At 64.3% G+C, this 17,461-nt stretch carries 9 protein-coding genes and 1 pseudogene; all 10 read right to left on the reverse strand.

The window, feature by feature from the left end; genetic code table 11:
• Positions 1-86 precede the first annotated feature (86 nt).
• A complete protein-coding gene (gene nadA, locus V5A20_RS08180; RefSeq protein WP_332327087.1) occupies positions 87-1,184 on the reverse strand; it encodes a quinolinate synthase NadA in 1,098 nt (365 codons plus the stop codon).
• Between the two features lie 51 nt (positions 1,185-1,235).
• Positions 1,236-2,117: a carboxylating nicotinate-nucleotide diphosphorylase gene (gene nadC / locus V5A20_RS08185; RefSeq protein WP_442978433.1), complete on the reverse strand. Its 882-nt coding sequence runs from the start codon at positions 2,115-2,117 to the stop codon at positions 1,236-1,238.
• A gap of 93 nt (positions 2,118-2,210) precedes the next feature.
• The gene (locus tag V5A20_RS08190; RefSeq protein ID WP_332327089.1) at positions 2,211-3,710 is read right to left on the reverse strand and encodes an L-aspartate oxidase; all 1,500 of its coding nucleotides are present in this window, start codon (positions 3,708-3,710) and stop codon (positions 2,211-2,213) included.
• A 248-nt stretch (positions 3,711-3,958) separates the two neighbouring features.
• Entirely contained in the window at positions 3,959-4,372 is a 414-nt protein-coding gene (locus tag V5A20_RS08195) for a fibronectin type III domain-containing protein (RefSeq protein ID WP_332316113.1), read from the reverse strand.
• A gap of 63 nt (positions 4,373-4,435) precedes the next feature.
• Entirely contained in the window at positions 4,436-8,170 is a 3,735-nt protein-coding gene (locus tag V5A20_RS08200) for an endonuclease (RefSeq protein ID WP_332327090.1), read from the reverse strand.
• A 259-nt stretch (positions 8,171-8,429) separates the two neighbouring features.
• Entirely contained in the window at positions 8,430-10,760 is a 2,331-nt protein-coding gene (locus tag V5A20_RS08205; RefSeq protein ID WP_332316111.1) for a DUF5689 domain-containing protein, read from the reverse strand.
• An 81-nt stretch (positions 10,761-10,841) separates the two neighbouring features.
• The gene (locus V5A20_RS08210) at positions 10,842-11,834 is read right to left on the reverse strand and encodes a choice-of-anchor J domain-containing protein (RefSeq protein WP_332316110.1); all 993 of its coding nucleotides are present in this window, start codon (positions 11,832-11,834) and stop codon (positions 10,842-10,844) included.
• Positions 11,835-11,892: 58 nt separating this feature from the next.
• Positions 11,893-15,234, reverse strand: a complete 3,342-nt coding sequence (locus tag V5A20_RS08215; RefSeq protein ID WP_332327091.1) for a TonB-dependent receptor — start codon at positions 15,232-15,234, stop codon at positions 11,893-11,895.
• 374 nt (positions 15,235-15,608) lie between these two features.
• On the reverse strand, positions 15,609-16,598 hold the full coding sequence (locus V5A20_RS08220; protein WP_332327092.1) for a hypothetical protein: 990 nt from the start codon (positions 16,596-16,598) through the stop codon (positions 15,609-15,611).
• A gap of 259 nt (positions 16,599-16,857) precedes the next feature.
• Positions 16,858-17,461: pseudogene (locus V5A20_RS08225) on the reverse strand (TonB-dependent receptor); the annotation flags it as partial.

The following is a 17,461-nucleotide window of genomic DNA, read 5'->3' on the forward strand; positions in this document are numbered from 1 at the left end:
AAGGAAATGATCAGAAGAGAGACGCTCAAAAATCTGGCAGAACAGGTGTGCAAGGCCACTAAGCCTACCAGGTCTTGGCGGAGGTGCTACCCAATTTTGAGCATCCGCTCGACCGCCTCCAGCGCCCGCACCCGCACCTCTTCCTCAATCTCGATCTGGTACTGGTTGTTCGCCAGGTTGCGGTAGGTGTCCTCCAGGGTAATCTGGTTCATGTGCGGGCACCGCTGCCAGCACATCCGCAGCAGGTTCTTGTCCGGGTTGGCGCCCATGATGTTATCGCCCATCGAGCACTCCGTGAGCAATAGGTAGCTCTCCGCGTCCGTGTTCTCGACGTAGTCGATCATCGAGGAGGTGCTGCCGGAGTGGTCGGCCTCCGCCACGACCTCCGGGCTGCACTCGGGGTGGGCCAGCACCACGGTGTCGGGGTGCTCCTCGCGGGCCTGCTGCACGTCCTCCACCTGAAACATCTCGTGGACCACGCAGCGCCCCTCCCACCCGATCAGGTCGGCGTCGGCGGCCTCGGCCGGGGCCCCGTCGCCGCTCGTGGGCGCGCCGTCGCCCCCCACGTCCTTCCGCTCGCGCTTCTGGGGAAAGAGCACGTCCTTGCCGGTCTCCTGCGCCACGTTCTGGGCCAGGAACTCGTCCGGGATGAAGATGACGGTGTCCGAGTCGAGCGACTCCACGACCTGCGCCGCGTTGCTGGAGGTGCAGCAGACGTCGCTCTCGGCCTTCACGTCGGCGTAGGTGTTGACGTACGTGACGACCGGCAGCCCCGGGTAGCGCTCCCGCAGGCGACGCACGTCCTCCGCCGTGATGCTCTCGGCGAGCGAACAGCCCGCCTCCTCCGCGGGCAGGAGCACCGTCTTGTCCGGGTTCACGATCTTGGCCGTCTCCGCCATGAACCGCACCCCACAGAACACGATCGTGTCCGCCTCGGCCTCAGCGGCGCGCCGGCTCAGCTCCAGCGACGATCCGGTATAGTCCGGAATCGTGTGGAAGAGGGCCGGCTCCATGTAGTTGTGGCCCAGGATGACCGCGTTCTGCTCCTGTTTGAGCGCGTTGATCTCGGCGGCCATCTCGGCCTTGTGGCGAAGCTCCTGGTCGCTGGGCCGGTCTTCGAGGCGCTCCTCAAGGATGTCGTAGAGCGCGTCGGGGTCGGTCAGGGTGGCAGCGTCGTTTCTCATCGTTGTGGGCTACGTTCGTTGAAGGAGTGGAGTCGGGGAGGCCGGGTGGTCTCACTGGGTCCGCAGGCTCACGTCGAGGACCTCGGCGGAGTGTGTGAGCGCCCCCACGGAAATGGCATCGACGCCCGTTTCGGCGATGGTCGAGACCGTGTCGAGCGTCACCCCACCGGAGGCCTCCAGGGGCACGCGTCCGTCGGTGTGCTCCACGGCCCGGCGGAGCGTCTCGGGCGACATGTTGTCGAGCAGGAGGTAGTCGGGCGCGAGCGCGAGCGCCTCCTTGAGCTCGTCGAGGGTGTTTACCTCCACCTCGATGGAGTACGCGTCCCCGTGCGTCTCGCGGACCCGGCGCACCGCCTCGGTGATTCCCCCGGCCCCGTCAATGTGGTTGTCTTTGATGAGGACCATGTCGTAGAGCCCCATCCGGTGGTTGTGCCCCCCGCCCTGCCGCACCGCGTACTTGTCGGGGCGGCGGTGCCCCGGGAGCGTCTTGCGGGTGTCCAGGATGTCGGCCTCCGTGTGCGAGACGGCGTCCACGAAGCGGCGGGTGAGGGTGGCGACGCCGGACAGGCGGCCGACGAAGTTGATCGCCGGGCGTTCGGCGGCGAGCAGCGCCCGGCCGGGGCCTTCGATGGTCGCGAGCGACCGGCCGGCCTCCACCTGCTCCCCCTCGTCCACCAGCGAGACGAACTGCAGGGCCGGCTCCACCAGCCGGCACAGCGCCTCGGCCAGCGGCAGGCCCGCGACGACGCCCGCCTCCTTCGCAAAGAGACGTCCCTCCAGCCGGCTGTCGGGCTCCAGCGTCGCCGTGCTGGTCACGTCGTGGCGGGCCGGGCTCTCAGGCCCTGCCCACCACTCTCCCTTGGCCGCCACGTCCTCCGCGACGCTCAGGCGCAGCAGCGACAGCACGGAAGGGTGGCGGAGGGCGTCCGGCAGTGCGCGCCGGGCCCGGTCTCGGGGGGATGCGGCAGACGTGGGCTCGTTCACGGTGGACACGGTCGGGCCGTTTCGGAACGGGGAGAATGGCGGTCAGGAGGCCGGCGGGGCGTCGGAGCGTTCCATGTAGTGACACCCCACGGACGTCTCGTTGGCGGCGGCCGCCTCGGCAATCAGACGGGCCACGGTGCAGGCCGAGCGGAGTTCGTGGACGCCACGGCGGGCGCTCGGGTCCGTCCAGGCCTTCACGTCCGCCTCGACCGAGCGGATGTCGTGGCGGGCCTGCTGCAGCCCGTCCGGGGTGCGGCGAAGGCCCACGTGCACGTCCATCGTTCGCTGAAGGCACTCGAAGGCCCCACGGAGGGCCTCGTCGGACGGGGGCGACCCGGCGGCGGTCGTCGAGACCGGAACGGGCTGCTCGCGGGGCGCCGTCCCCTGGGCGTCCATCCCCGCCCGCAGCCCCCACACCAGGCCTTCCAGGAGCGACGTGGAGGCGAGCCGATTCGCCCCGTGGACGCCCGTCCGGGCACACTCGCCCACGGCGTAGAGCCGGTCGAGCGACGCCCGCCCGTAGGTGTCGACGTCGACGCCGCCACAGAGAAAGTGCTCGGCGGGCACCACGGGAATGCCGGTCGACGGGTCCACCCCGTGCTCCGCGCACATCGCCGCAAGGTCCGGAAAGGTCCCGGCGAAGTCGAACGACGAGACGTCGAGCACGACGCGTCCGGTTCGCTCGTGCGCCTGCTCCACGGCACGGGCCACCACGTCGCGGGGCGCCAGCTCGGCGTCCTCGTGGACGGCCGGCATGAAGCGGTCCCCCTCGGCGTTGCGGAGGACCGCGCCTTCGCCCCGCACCGCCTCGCTCACGAGAAACGGGTCGCCGTCCACGACGCAGACGGTGGGGTGGAACTGGACGAACTCCATGTCGGCCGTCGCGGCCCCGGCCCGGTGCGCCATCGCGATGCCGTCCCCGGTCGCCCCCGCGGGATTGGTGGAGCGGCCGTAGAGGGCCCCAATGCCGCCAGTGGCGAGGACGGTCGCCCCCGCGTGGAGGCGCTGCACCGCGTCCCCGGACTTGAGCAGGGCGCCGTGGATGGTTCCGTTCTGTGCCAGCAGGTCGATCGCGGCGGTGTCCCCCCGGATCTCGACCCGGTCGTGGGCGGCGAGGTAGTTCAGGAACGGCTCGTGGATGTGTCTGCCCGTCGACGCGTCGACGTGCAGGATGCGGTCTTCGGAGTGGGCGGCCTCGCGTCCGTAGTGAAACGACGCGCCGTCGCCCCCGGTGTCAAAGCCCACCCCGAGTGTGTCGATGAGCACGTCCCGCACGGCCGCATCGGCGTTCTGGACGAGCACATCGAGGGCCTCGGGGTCGCTGGTGCCGCTCGACGCCGTGTGAATGTCCTCTTTGAACTGCCGGGGCGCCTTCCGGGCGACCGCGATGCCGCCTTGGGCCCACCACGTGGAGGCTCCTTTCGGCTGCGTGGCCTTCGTGGCCACGGTGACCGAGGCGCCCTCGCGGGCTGCTCCCAGGGCGGTGGAGAGGCCCGCGATGCCGGAGCCGAGGACGAGAACGTCGGTCTCGGGGTGCGTCATAGGAATGTTGGACGCCAAGTGCGTGGGGGGTTTGCCATTGTCTCTGCTGCCCTCCCCGGCGGAGGCTGATTTCACATACCACCCAAGCAGAGCGGAGGATTCTAAGGCCTGCCCAGGCATCTGATCCACGCATCCCCCCATGGACCGCGAATGTTACCCGCTCCCTACAAACACTGGCAACGACGTGCGCCGGCGGGAACGTCCATGGGGCGCAGGCGGCCCCTACCGATTGGACTCGTACTTACGGCCTACGGTCGAGGAGGCGGCGACGGAAAGGGGCGCACACTGACTTCCCCGGATGGATCGCTCTCTCCGCCCTCTCCCACCGCCGTCACCCGATAATAGTAGAGCGTCCCGTTCTCTACAGAGTCGTCTGAAAACTCGGTTGACCCAAGCGGATCATTTCCATTCACGGGCGCTCCAGAGATGCCGCCCCCCGAACTGGTGGCGCGATACACGTTGTATCCGGAGGCCGACGCGCCGCCGTCCCACGTCAGGGCGACGGCCCCATCCTGTGCCGTGGCCTCAACATTCGAGGGCGGCGACGGCGGGTCTGTGGACGAGCCCCCGCCGTCACAGCCAATGAGACCAAGGATGCTCCCCCCTAGGATCAGAGCGGCCACCATCCGTGTGGCAACCGGGCGCGTGGCGAAAAGAGACATGGGGACCGAAAAGGAACCGGAAAGGGACCGAACGTAAAGAGAATTCAGGCAAAGAGAACCGCCTTAGCGGACGAGCACGACCTTTTCGACGTGCTGCTTTTTATCGGTGGACACGCGGAGGAAGTAGGTACCGCTGGCCAGCGCGCGCTGCGACGCGTCCGTTCCCGTCCAGGTCACGCGATGGGGCCCCGCCTCCTGGCGGCCCTCCGCCAGGGTACGCACCCTTCGTCCGAGGAGATCGAAGACCGCGACCGTCACGTCTTGCGCCTCCGGCAGGGCGTATTCGAGGGTAATCTGCTCCCGAAACGGATTGGGGGCCGGCGCCTCCACCGTGAGGGCGTCCGGGAGGCGCTCTCGGGTCTCCGACGCGACGTAGGACGAGCGGCCCACCAGGAGCTGCACGCGCGAAGGATCTGAACCCACCGTGAGCGTCATCGGCCCGTCGGCCCGGAGGTCATGCGGGCGGCCCGTCGCAGGATCCAGCAGGGCCACCGCTGCCTGGGGCGACTCTGGGAGCGATGCGGCCCGCAGCGTCACCGGGCCCGTCGTATCGGCCCGGAGCTTCAGGGTGTACGTCTGACCCGATGCCCCGGTGGGCCGGGCCTCTCGGGCCAGCCGCCCGCGACGCTTGGCGGCGTCCGCAAACGGGGCCTGGACCGAAAACGATACATCGGCAAACCGGGACGGCGGGGCGACCACATCGTGGCGGTCCTTGCCGTCGGCCGCCGCGGGGTGCTCGCCCACCTGGACCCGGGCCAAAGCCTCGCCCTCGCGCTGGGCCACAAGCTCGACGGCCCGCTTCGCCTGGCTTTCCGCAGGGGCGGTCATGGGGGCCGCGTCGGTGGGCGACACGGGGATTTTGAGCTGGTCCAGCCCCTGGTCGTTGAAGAAGTAAAAGGCCTCTCCGTCCGTCGCAGAGACAAAGGTCGACGACGGCTGGAACGACCCGTTGTCCCAGTCCTGGAGGGGTTGGAGCGGGGCGTCGTGGGCATCGTCCACGGCACTCCACGGAACGTCCCGCGGCAGCGGATTGGAAATGATATTCCACCCGTCGTGCACCGGAATGGTCGCGTTCCCGTTCTGCACGTCGACCGTCGGAACCGTTGCCTGAACCGACCAGTCGCTCGTGCTCAGCACCCAAAATCCGCGGCCAGGACGGAAGTCAAACTGCTCCTCCCCGTCGAATTTAACAAAGAAGTCCTGGTCGCTGCCGTCGTCCCAGTATGCCTGCCATTCAATTCCGGCTTCACCGGAGAGGGTCGACGCGAGCGACCGGTTCACCTGCCCCGGCAGGGCCACGAGGCGGTAGCTGTCCCCCGTGCTTGGGTCTCCGAACGAGCGCGTCAGGTCGACTGTGGTTTCTCCGGGAAGCTCCGCCGTCAAGTCCCCGGTGCCAAGACCAAGAAGCTGGTATCCCTCATCCGGCTCGTCTGCGTCGGGCCCCGCCCCATTGAACTGGCCAAGCACTCCCTGAAAGGTAGCACGGTCCGGAATCGGCTCGCCTTGGAGCTCCGACCCGCTGGGAATCCGAAGCGTGAGCGTGCCCGCCTCATCCTGGATGGAATAGTTCCCTGCGCTGCCTCCGGCCTGGAAGGTTTCGTCTCCATCGGCGTCAATGGAGACCTCTTCCACTCGCACGAGCTCCGACTCGTAGTTCTCCCCGTTTTGCGAAATGTCTCCAAGCGTGAGCGTCGTGGGGGCGGGGAGCGGCTCATCCTGAGCAACGATCTCGAACCCATCGTCGGGCACGTCCGTCAGCTCCAACAGGCCATTGTAGTACGTGAGCGTTCCCGTCACTTTCAGTCGGGTGCCCTTCTCGATGGAGCTGCCGAGGGCCTGCCCGAAGACGCCCTGCGATTCGAAAATATAGAGCCCGCCGGTGTCGTCCTGCAGGTACGGCCCGTCTTCGCTCACGCGGGTGACCACCCCCTCCACAGTGGCGGTGCGCCCGGCCCCAAGCTCGCGGGCCTCCTGAATGGGAACGGCCGCTCGCTCCGGCACGCCCGCCCCGTAGGCACGACCAGCCAAGGTGGAGTCGAGGACAAACGGGTTCGGGAGGTTGCCCTGATAGCTGCCCTGCGAAAGCGTCCGGCGGAGTTCCGTCGCATCGACCGGGTCCTCCTCGTGCCACTCCAGGAGGGCCTCGCGCTGGGCCTCCAGAAAGGCCAGGTCCGCCCGGTTCGGGTACGCCATGGCGAAGTAGAAGGCCGCACGCGCCACGTCTCCTTTCTTGCCGTGGCGCGGCTCGAAGCGGCGGCTAGCCCGGTCAGAGGGGCTACTGTCAACCTCGCTCCAGAGTCTTCGGACATTTTGCGGCGGCGGACTCGACCGGGACTCGTCCTCAAAATACCAGTTGTCGGTATCCGAGTCCGGGATTTCTCCAAAAGCGTAGTTGCTTCGCGCCGAGTTAACTGCATCGCGCGCGGGGGCCAGGATGTGCATGTTGCTTAAGGCCGGCTCGTTCTCGGCGCCTTTGCTGCGGGGCCAAATGTGCTCGGTGTTCACGCCCTGATCGAGCGCCTGATCGCTGGCGTCGCCTCCGCCCGGGTCGACAAGCACCTGAAACCCACTGTAAATAGCCTCGACGGTATCTTGCTCGTTGTAGACGCGGCGATACAGCGTGTCGCGGGCCGGCCCATACCCAATCGTGGGGGGGTCGCCATACTGCTGCTGGAGCGAATCGAGGAGCACATCTCCGCTGTCGCCCGCAACGACTGGGCCCTGGGCCGCCGGGCCGTCCAGAACCCAGAGCGTGAATCGCTCGGGCGAGGCGATGCCTCCGTCGTTGGACGACAGGGTGATCTCCAAGCGCTCAACACCCTCCTGCTCAGTGTCGTCCACCGGCTCTAAGGTGAGGGTCTGCGGCCCCGGATCGGCTCCACTAAAGGTGAGTGTCTGTGGGCTGTCAAAGCCCGTCACATCGATTCCAGTGTCGGCAGTGCTGCCCGTGCTTACTTCCGCCGTCACCGACACGTCCCCGTCCATTTCCTTGTTGAAGACCTGCACGTTCACCGACACCGGCCCGTCCCCCTCTTCCGCCTGGGCGAAGAGGCGATTGAAGGAAAACGACAGCGACGGTTGCAGGTCGCTCTCGCGAACCGGAATAAACTGATAGCCCTCGTCGGGCTCATCGGCCCCCACGCCTCCCCCATTGAACTGCCCGAGCACGCCTTCGAAGGCAAACACCCCACCCGGAATCGGCGCGCCGCCGATCGCCGTTTCGCTGTTGTCCTGGACCCGAAACTCAAGGGACTGCCCGTCCCCATCCTCCACCGTGTAGGTCGTCCCGTTCTCGAAGGTCCCGGACGCACTCACAAACCGCAGCCCGTCGACGCGGAGCAGCTCGCTTTCGTAGTCTTCTCCGTTCTGCGCCAGCTCCGGAAGGGTCACCGTCTGCGGGCTCGGCGGAGCCCCTTGGCCCTGCACCGTGTAGTCGGTGAGGTCGTCGTTGTTGATCTGAAAAAGCCCGTTGAACGCCGAGGTCGCGCCCGTCACCTCCAGCGTCGTCCCCGGCTGAATGGTACCGTCTTCAATGTCGGCCTGAAACTCGGAACTGTTCGATCCATCCGTCTGCCGGATGACGATTGCGCTGGCGCCAGTCGGCCCGCTCGTGTCTTGAATGCGGGCGTACGATCCGTAGGCGCGGGTCACCGTTCCCGTTACCGTCACTTCCGTGCCCAGAGACTGCTCACGGGCCTCGTTTATTGTGGAATCCTGCGCCTGAAGGGCCTCTGGCCATGCGCCAACGAGGAGTAGCGACAGGGCGGCTAGAAAGACCCAGCGCGGCAAGCATGCCATGACATCAGGGACAAACGCTTAAAGAATAGAGGGGAACGGAGGACGGCGTAGACGTACGGACCGCTTGCAACGTCTCGTGATCTTCTTCCGTGAGTCACCAGAGCACGACGGGCTTCGGGCTCACCTTCGTAGTTCAAGACAGGCCTCTTCTGTTACCAAACACCAGTCATTCTCGAAGAGAAGGGCGGGCGGCACCCACGCGGGGCACCGCCCATTTTCTTCGACGGTCCGACGGAGTGAGAGAATAGGTTCGTTCGTCCTATTCGAGATCCCCATCAATGAGCGGGAGCGTCTGATACCCTTCATCCGGATCACGTGCACCACCGAAGCCTCCATTGAATTGGCTCAGCACGCCTTCGAACGTGACGGACCCACCCGGGATCGGCTCTCCAACGTAGAAGGAGTTGTCCGAAATTCGGAGGGTGACCGTGTCCCCACTTGAGTCGGTGGCGTCGTAGTTTGTGCCACCCTGGAAGTTGGAATCTCCCGCGCCGTCAACGGTCAGTCCAGAGATTGTAATGAGCTCCGACTCGTAGTCTTCCCCGCCGCCGCTAAGCAGATCGCTGACCGAAACGGACTGGGGACTGGGCAGACCAACTCCGGCCTGATCCACGCTGTACTGCACGTTCGAGGAGATCTGCAGAAGGCCGCTGAAGGCCCCAAGCTCTCCGGAGACCTGAATGCGGTCGCCCGGATTCGGGGTAGTGGCTCCGTCTCTCACATCGTCGGCCAGGTCACCGTTGCGTACAACGATGCCACTGGCCCCGGTCGGACCGCTCTCGTCCTGCATGAAGACGTTCTGACCATCCACTCGCGTGACGACCCCGAGCGTAAACACACTCGTACCGTTCGACTCCTGGCGAACCTGATTGATCGTATCACTCAGATCCCCGTCAATAAGCGGAAGGAGTTGGTATCCCTCGTCCGGGTCGCGTGCCCCCCCGAAGCCTCCGTTGAACTGACTCAGGACCCCTTCGAAGGCAACGGCTCCGCTCGGAATCGTCCGGCCGGCGTAGAAGGAATTGTCCGAAATCCGAAGGGTGATCGTGTTCCCGTTCGAATCGGTCGCGTCGTAGTTCGTGCCGCCCTGAAAGCTAGAATCTCCGCCGTCGTCAATCGTCAATCCCGAGACAGTAATCAGCTCCGATTCGTAGTCTTCCCCCCCGCCGTTCAGCAGGTCGCCCACCGATACAGACTGTGGGCTGGGGAGCCCAGCGTCTGTCTGGTTGACGCTGTACTGCACATTCGAAGAGATCTGCAGAAGGCCGCTGAAGGCCCCAAGCTCTCCGGAGACCTCAATTTGGTCGCCCGGATTCGGATCAACGCCTCCATCCCTTACGTCGTCGGCCAGGTCGCCATTGCGTACAACGATGCCACTGGCCCCAGTTGGGCCGCTCTCGTCCTGGATGAAGACGTTCTGCCCGTCGACCCGCGTGACCACCCCGGCGGTCGAGACCGACGAGCCGTTTGACTCCTGGCGCACTTCATTGATCGTGGCGGCCTCAGGGGCTGTCACATCATCCAGGTCGATTCCCAACAACTGATACCCCTCGTCCGGCTCGTCGCCGCCGCCGCCCTCACCGTTGAATTGCCCGAGGACGCCCTGAAAGGTGCCCCGATCGGGAATCGACTCTCCAACAAGGCCGGACCCGCCCGTCACGAGAAGGGTGGAGGAGGCGTCCTGTGTACTGATGTCGTACAGCCCGTCGGGAACGCCGCCCTGAAACGTCTGGTCCCCGCCGGCGTCGATGGCAAAGTTTTCGACCCGGATGAGCTCACTCTCATACTCCTCTCCGTTGTTGACCACCTCTCCGAGCGACACTTCCTGTGGGGCCGGCAGCGCGTTCCCTGACGAGAGCACCTCCGTCAGCGGCCCGTCGCTCACGCCGCTGACCTGGAACACCCCGTTAAAGTAGCCCACCGCACCGTCGACGCGGACCGAGTCGCCCTTGCTTGCCTGACTGGCAAAGTCACCGTCGAACACGAAGAAGGCGCCTGTGCCATCCTGCACGTACGCCCCATCCGACTCCACACGGGTGACAAGGCCGTCAGCAACGGTTCGCCCCCCGCTCGGGCGGTTTCGGGATTCCGCCGCAGTGAGCGGCGCATCGTCCTCCTCGATTGTGAGGGTAAAGCTGCTGGCCCCGTCGTCAATCTCGGGAGCGAGCGTGTCCGCCGGGCTCAGTGTGAACGCGAGGCTTTCCGTGTCCTCCAAAAATCCAGTGCTGTCGACGGGCTCGTCGACGATGGTGAGCGGGATGGAAACCGTGCCCCCACTGGTGGCCGAGCGCGGGAAGGCAACCGTCGTGTCGCCCGTCAGTCCCGTCACGTCGTCGCCCAGCGCGGCGGTGCTCTGCGAGGCATTGACCGAGAGGTTGAGCCGCACCTCCTCAAACCCTGGGTCGTCGGCCGTAATTTCAAGGGCATAGGTCTCATCTTCGCCCTCAACCAACGTGGCCGTGGACTCCACGAACCCAACAGAGGTGCTGTCCCCGAGATCGTCGGGAACGCCGCCCCCGCTGTCACAGCCAGCAAGGACGAGACCGCCGATCACAAGAACAGGCAAGAGTGCGCTGAGAAAACGTCGCATAGGTCGTTGGGGCGTAGAACAAGTAGCACGATGAGGGTACAGAACTTCGCACGGCGCGGCCGCCGGGGCCCGGGTCATTCGTTACCGACCCACAACCCGGACGTCATCCACCTGCTGCTCTTCGGACGATCCCGGTCCCGTTCCGCTGGAGGTGTACTTGAAGGCCACGTACACCTCGTCGGCCTGAAACGAGGCGTCGGACAGGTCAATCTCGCCCGACGCGACAAAGCCTTCCCCCTCCGCCGCGAGGCTCTGAACGCGGTCGGTGATGTCGGTCCAACTGAAGTTCTCTGGATTGCCCTGCCCGTCGTAGTCGGTCGACACCTTCACCTCTAACGGCTGCTCGTCCCCGCCATCGTCAAAGCGTTTCTTGTTCCGGAAGGTGAGCGTCTCGCCTTCAAAGTTGTTGAAGTTAATCGCCGGGCTGATGAGCCACGAGTTGGAGGCCTCGCTTCCGCCGAAGGCATTTGCCACCGCGTAACTGTTGTTTTCGAAGGTTCCAGTCCCCCACCCATTGCCGTTTGTGACATTGAAAACCGTCATGGGACCCAAGCTTCCACCTTCGAAGTCCTTGAAGAAGATCTCGATGGCGCCGATCGAAATCGTCAACCGATCTGTCCCTTCCACAGACGCATTGGTGACATTCTGAAAAACGAAGACGCCATCCTCTTTGGGCTCGTTGTCTTCTTCGTCCGCGATGTCGAGCGTCAAGGTCTGGGTGTTGCCCGTAGTCGCCGTGTCGGGAAAGACCACGCGACCGGCCACGTACCCACTTCCCACATTGCGGCTGGATTCGAGCCCGAAGTCCGAGGGGCTCGTGCTACTCGTCCCATCGGCGTAAAGCACCTCGGCGGAGACGGTGTCGTTGGGGGGATTGGTGACCGTGACCTCGATAGTCACCGTCCCAGACTCCTCAGTGATGGAGATGTTGTCTGTGGCGAACGACACCGTGGCGTTGCTCTCTCCCGTGGTCTCAGTGGGCGGCGTCCCACTGTCAAGTCCATCGCAGCCGGTGATGAGGAGAGCGCCAGCGAGAAGCAGGGCCGGAAGGCGGAGGAGCTGAAGCGTGTTCATAACGGGGACAGTCGGAGAGATTCAGGAGCGCGGAGGGAGTAAGACGAGACGCGGAGCGCTAAAACGTGTACTTGACACTCAGCCGGGCGCGCCAGCGGGACGGAATGTCCGAGGTGAAGAACTGCTCACCGTTCAGGCGCTCACGGACGGTTTCTTCCTCGAACGAGACGCGCGGCTTGCCTACGTCGTCTTCCGTCACGACCCGACCATTCTCTACGGTCCCGACCTGGTCGGGCGTCACGTAGCCCTCAAAGCCCCAGGCCGTGATGTTGTTGAAGCTGGTGTTCTGGATCCGCCCCCAGTCGTCGTTGAGCAGGTTCAGGAAGTTGTTGACCTCGGCGATGAATTCAATCCGCTGCCCATCGAAGGTCTGGATGCTCTGCGAGATCTGCACGTCGAGGATGTTCTGCCAGGGGGCGCGCGCCGTATTCCGCTCAATCACCGAGCCGCGGGCCTCTTGGAGGGCATCACTCCCTTCAATGAAGGAATTCATCAACTCCCAGTTGTCGCTCTCCAGAAAGATATCGGACTGATTTTCCGGCACATATACCAGGTCGTTAAACGACTGCGTGTCGCCGTTGGCGTTGCCGTCGTAGATCCAACTGAACGGCTCCCCGGAGCGGCCCTCGTAGATGAGACCAATGGTCGTCCCGAAGCGGTCACCGTACGTGAGCGTGTAGTTCAGCGTCCCGAGGATGCGGTGCCGGATCTCGTAGTCCGCCGTGCCCACGCGCGGGTCGTTGACGTCCTTGTTTTCATTGAACTGCCAGTTGGAGATGGCCCGGCTGGAGGATCCGTTGTTGACGTTCGTGGCCCGAGTGTAGGTGTACGCGACCGATCCACCGATCCCCGTTCGCACGTTGCGCTGAAGCTCCCCCGTCAGGCTGTACTGGTAGCCGTCGTTTGTATTCTCGAGGAGGATCGCATTGGTAAAGCGCTCGCTCACGCGGTTGACGTCCCCGCCCGGCGTGCCGTAGAACGGCCGTCCGTACTTCGACCCTTGGATCGGGTAGCGGCCGTCGCTGGTCCCTCCCGGTTCCGGCGCCTCAAGGTTGATGTTGCGGAAGGTGACGTCGTTGATCGTGTTCGAGTAGAGGCCCTCCACTGTGCCTACGACACCGAGGGGCAACTCCTGGTCCACCGCCAGGTTCAAGCGAAAGGTCTGCGGGTACTTGAAGTCGTCAGACGCCAGGTTAATCTCTGTCGTCTGCACCGGCGCGAGGAGCTCGCTGCAGCGTTCACTATCCGGGTTGTCCTGACAGAAGGGTGCGTTTCGGGGAAGCGGCTGGGCCGTGGGATTGTCGCCGATGTTGGTCGGCACAAATCGACGCCCGTTCTCCGGCGCATTCTCGCCGTAGAAGTCGCTTTCTTGATCGAAGGTTGCGTCGATCCGGTTAACGTCGGCCCCGGTGTTGCTGTACTGGTTGGAGATGAAGACGTACGGCGGATCGCCACTGAAGATGCCAATCCCCCCTCGTACCTGCGTGGAAAGGTCATCGCCCAGAAATGTCCGGTCGTAGTTAAACCCGAGACGAGGCGACCAGAGCGGGTTTCCACTCGCCACGTTGCTCGTGCTCCGGCCGAAGGCCTCGAACGCCGTGGGATTGAAGGTCGGGTCGTCCGGCAGCACCGGCACGTCCACACGCAGGCCCAGTGTCAGCTGGAGGTTTTCGAGGGCCTGCCACTCGTCCTGCACGTAGCCGCCAAACTGAAAGGCCGAAAAGTCCGCCTCCGGCCGGTCGGTGCCGGCCGCCTCGGTGGCGTAGCTGAACCGGTACTCCGACGGCTGGCCCCGTCGCAGCGCCTCGGTGGCCGAGATGGTGTCGCCGTCCGCCACGAATTCCTCAAACGTGTAGGACCCGAAGAAGTCTTGAATGAACAGGTTGCTGAACTGGTAGAACTTGTTGCTCGTCCCCACTGTCAGCGTATGGTCGCCAACGGTGTAGGAGAGGTTGTTGGTGAACTCGAACAGGTCTTGATCGAGGCGATTGGCCTGGCTGAACCGACCGATGCCGGCCCCGATCTCATCCCCTCCCCCAAGATCAAGCGTGATCTCGGGAAACGCGGCGTCTTGCACGTCCCGCTCATCCCGGATGCGGGTGTAGACGAAGCGTGCCTCGTTGAAGATGTCGTTGTCGAAGCTGCTGTTGAGCTGGGCCGTGAGGGAATTTTGGCGGCTCTGGAAGACGTACTGCCGGTTGGCAAAGCTGAAGCTGCCTTCACTCCGGTCGATGCCCTGATCGTCCGTTGCGTTGACGTAGTTGTTGCGGAGCGTCAGGCGGTGATTGTCGTTGACGTTCCAGTCCAGCTTCACCAAGAGCTTCTCGTCGTCCTGCCGCTGCGTAAGCGGCGAGATGCCGCCGGGATTATAGCCCCCATATTCCTCTTGAAAGATCGACCGGAGCTCAGTAAATGTATCGCGGGATTCGCGGAAGACGTTAGTGCCCTCCAGGTCTGTGCCTACGCGCGTGTCTAGCGGCGAGCTCTCTCGCTTCAGCTCCGCATTGATGAAGAAAAACAGTTCATCCTCGATGATGGGCCCGCCAAACGTTCCCACATAAAAGGCCTGGCTGAAATCACTGGTCCCGATCCCGTCCGGATCATCCCCTGTGAAGTCTTCGGTGCCGCCCTGGAACCGAAACGAGCCCTCAAACTCGTTGGACCCACTCTTGGTAATGGCGTTGATTTGCCCCCCCGTAAAGCCACTGGAGCGCACGTCGTACGGCGCGATGTCGATGTTGAACTCCTCGATGGCGTCGAGGCTGATGGGCTCGGCCCCCGCCTGGCTGCCGGGCACCGCGTCGCCCAGTCCGAAGACGTCGTCGAGGGTTGCGCCGTCAATCTGAATGTTGTTGTAACGGCTGTTGGCGCCTCCGATGCTGCCGTCGCCCTGGGCCTGGGGCACGAGCCGTGTGAAGTTGGTGAGGCTGCGGCCGATGGCAGGGAGCTCCTCAATCTGCTCGGTCGACACGTTCGTGGCAGCGCCCGTTCGGTCCTTGTCGATCACAGCCCCGGCCCGCTGGCCGATGACCTCGACTTCCTCCATCTGTGCTGTCTTCGGCTCCAGGGCAAAGTTGAGCTCTCGCGTCTCGTCGAGCTGCAGCTGGATGCCCTCCCGCCGGATGGTCTGATACCCCACGAAGGAGGCAGAAATGGTGTACGGTCCTCCAACCCGCATGCCCTGAACGTTGAACCGACCGTTTGTATTCGCCGCGGTGCCGTAACGCGTCCCCGTGGGCTGGTGAACGGCCACGATGTTGACGCCCGGCAACGGATCCGCATTCTCATCCACGACGGTGCCTGTGATTGAGGCCGTCGTCCCCTGTCCCGCACTGTCCGCAACGGGCAGCAGGCAAAAGACGAGAACAGGCAAGAGCCAGCGCGTGACGGTAGACTTCATGGTGGAGAGCTCCGTTTGTGAACCAGGCTTGGTGGCGGTGCGACGCTTCCCACAAGAACATTTGGCGGGAGGGCGGTCTTCTCAGGCCTTAGACGCCGAGGGCCTTTTTGTTGACATCTTCAGGGTACGAGATGCTCTCCCGATTTTCCAGCGCCAATTGTTAAGAACTCATGCCCTACTTCCCTTTCACCCAGGGCTAATGGTTTGGTAAAATGATGCCTGATGTCCAAAAATACGGGGTCCACGCCGAGGGATGATTTAAAGGGGGCGTGTCCCGACAGGCGTTTGCAGGGCGCCCCGTTCGGGGATCTCTTCGGGGCCCCGGCCCCGTGGTGCTTCCTCCTTCTCGCGGGGCCAGCCCCCTCCCGATATCATCACCGGCCGCTGACTCGAGCCTTCGTCTTGAGCGAGAGGGTCCAGACGTCCCGCTGCTCATTGGTGATGCGTAGCGTATGGGGATCGTCCCAGGTCACCGCCTCGGCCTGTTGGGATTGGTCGGCCGGCAGGGCAATGCGCCGGGGCTTGGTCGAGAGCCAGTGTGTCTCGTCCTCGGGGCGCGGAAAGAGCCAGACCGATGCGTAGCCCAGCACGGCGAGCCGCTCCCCGTTCGGGCTGAGGGCCGCGGCCGTCGGCGGCGGGATGGTGTCGTGCCGGTCCACGAGCGTAAGGGTGTTGACGCGGTGGGTGTGCTCGGTGTCGAGGCGATACAGTTTGGTTCCCTCCTCAGGGCTGTTGATCTGTTGCCCCTCTCGGTGCTTCGTCAGCACGTACAGTGTGCCATCGTCCACAAACAGACTCTCCGCGTCGAAATGCCACTCCTGCGCCGGAAACGTCTCCTGGTCCGGGTACCGGAGGGGCAGGTGCTTCACGGGCCGGGTCCGGCGGTCGTGGTAGAACGGCTCGCGGATGACGTAGATGCCGAGGTCGCGCCGCGCGTTGCCGTTGTTGCCGATGTCGCCGAGGTAGAGCACGCTGTCCTCCACCGCAATGTCCTCGTAGTCGATGTGGGCGGCGGCCCCGAGTTGCACGCCCGGCCACGGCGGTGTTTCGCTGCTGTCGGCCCCGGCGCCGGCGGCGTACTCCCCGGCGTGCCAGGGCGCCACGTGGACGCTGCCCGTGCTGTCGATCGCAAAGATCCGCGGGGTGTCGCCGCTGTCGTTGTGCACCCACCACACGTTCTCCTGCCACCGGCTCCGAACGATGCCGCTGATCTCGTCCACCGGGGCGTGAGCCACACGTCCCACCCGCTCAAGCGACGGGTCCGGCGATGTGCCCAGCCCCGACGATTGGGCCACGACCTCGATCGGACTCGCGCCTAGAAGAAAGAAAACAACGATGACGAGTCGACACGTCCAGAGAGTCATGAGGAAAACTGTAGGAAGGAAGACAGTCAGAAAATGCGCTCGACGAAACGACTCCCAGGGTGAACAATGCCGTATTCGGAGAGATCCCCGATGGGTCGGGGGTCACTAGATCGCCCTTCCTTCGGACCCGCCAGTCCCAGTAGGTGTCGCTTAACAGAGATCGCAAAAGACAAACTGGGCGATACTAATAAAAAAAAACGGACGGCCGCCTCGCGACGACCGCCCGTTTCGTTCGGAATGGCCCCTTTTTGCTCGGGCTTTAGAAGTTATAGCGGACGCCAAACTTCATCTGCCACTGCGAGCTGTAGGAGGATCCGGTCCGGATCTCGTTGAAGATCTCGTCCTGCCCGATTGTTGACACCCGGTCGCCGATGCCATCTCCATCAGTGTCTTCCACCGAGTCGATAACCTCCTGTGCCGTGTAAATGGGCGTGTAGTTTCCGCCTTCCGAATCTACAAACCCGCGGAAGGAGGTCAGATTCACCTGCCCCGCGCCCACGTAGCGTTCGCCCCAGTCGGTCCCGAAGACATCGCCCAAGAGACTGGAGAAGTTGAAGACGTTGGCCGTCAACTCCACACTCTGCCGTCGCCCAAGGAGGTTTTGGAAGACCTCCAGCCGGAAGTTCAGGTCAAAGACCCCTTCCCACGGCGTCCGGTCGCCGTTGCGCTCCGCGTACTTTCCGCGGCGGTCGCTCAGGTAGTCGTTGTTGCTGATGAACTGGTCCAGGGCCTGTGCCTGCAATTCCGGCGTGATGACGGGCCCGTTATCCGGATCGATCTCCCCGAAGGTCAGATTCTCCGTCTGCCCCGGCACAAACAGAAGGGAGTTGGGATCCCCGTTTTCCTGCACCATGTTCTCACTG

The sequence above is a fragment of the Salinibacter sp. genome, assembly GCF_036626415.1.
Classification (GTDB): Bacteria; Bacteroidota; Rhodothermia; order Rhodothermales; family Salinibacteraceae; genus Salinibacter.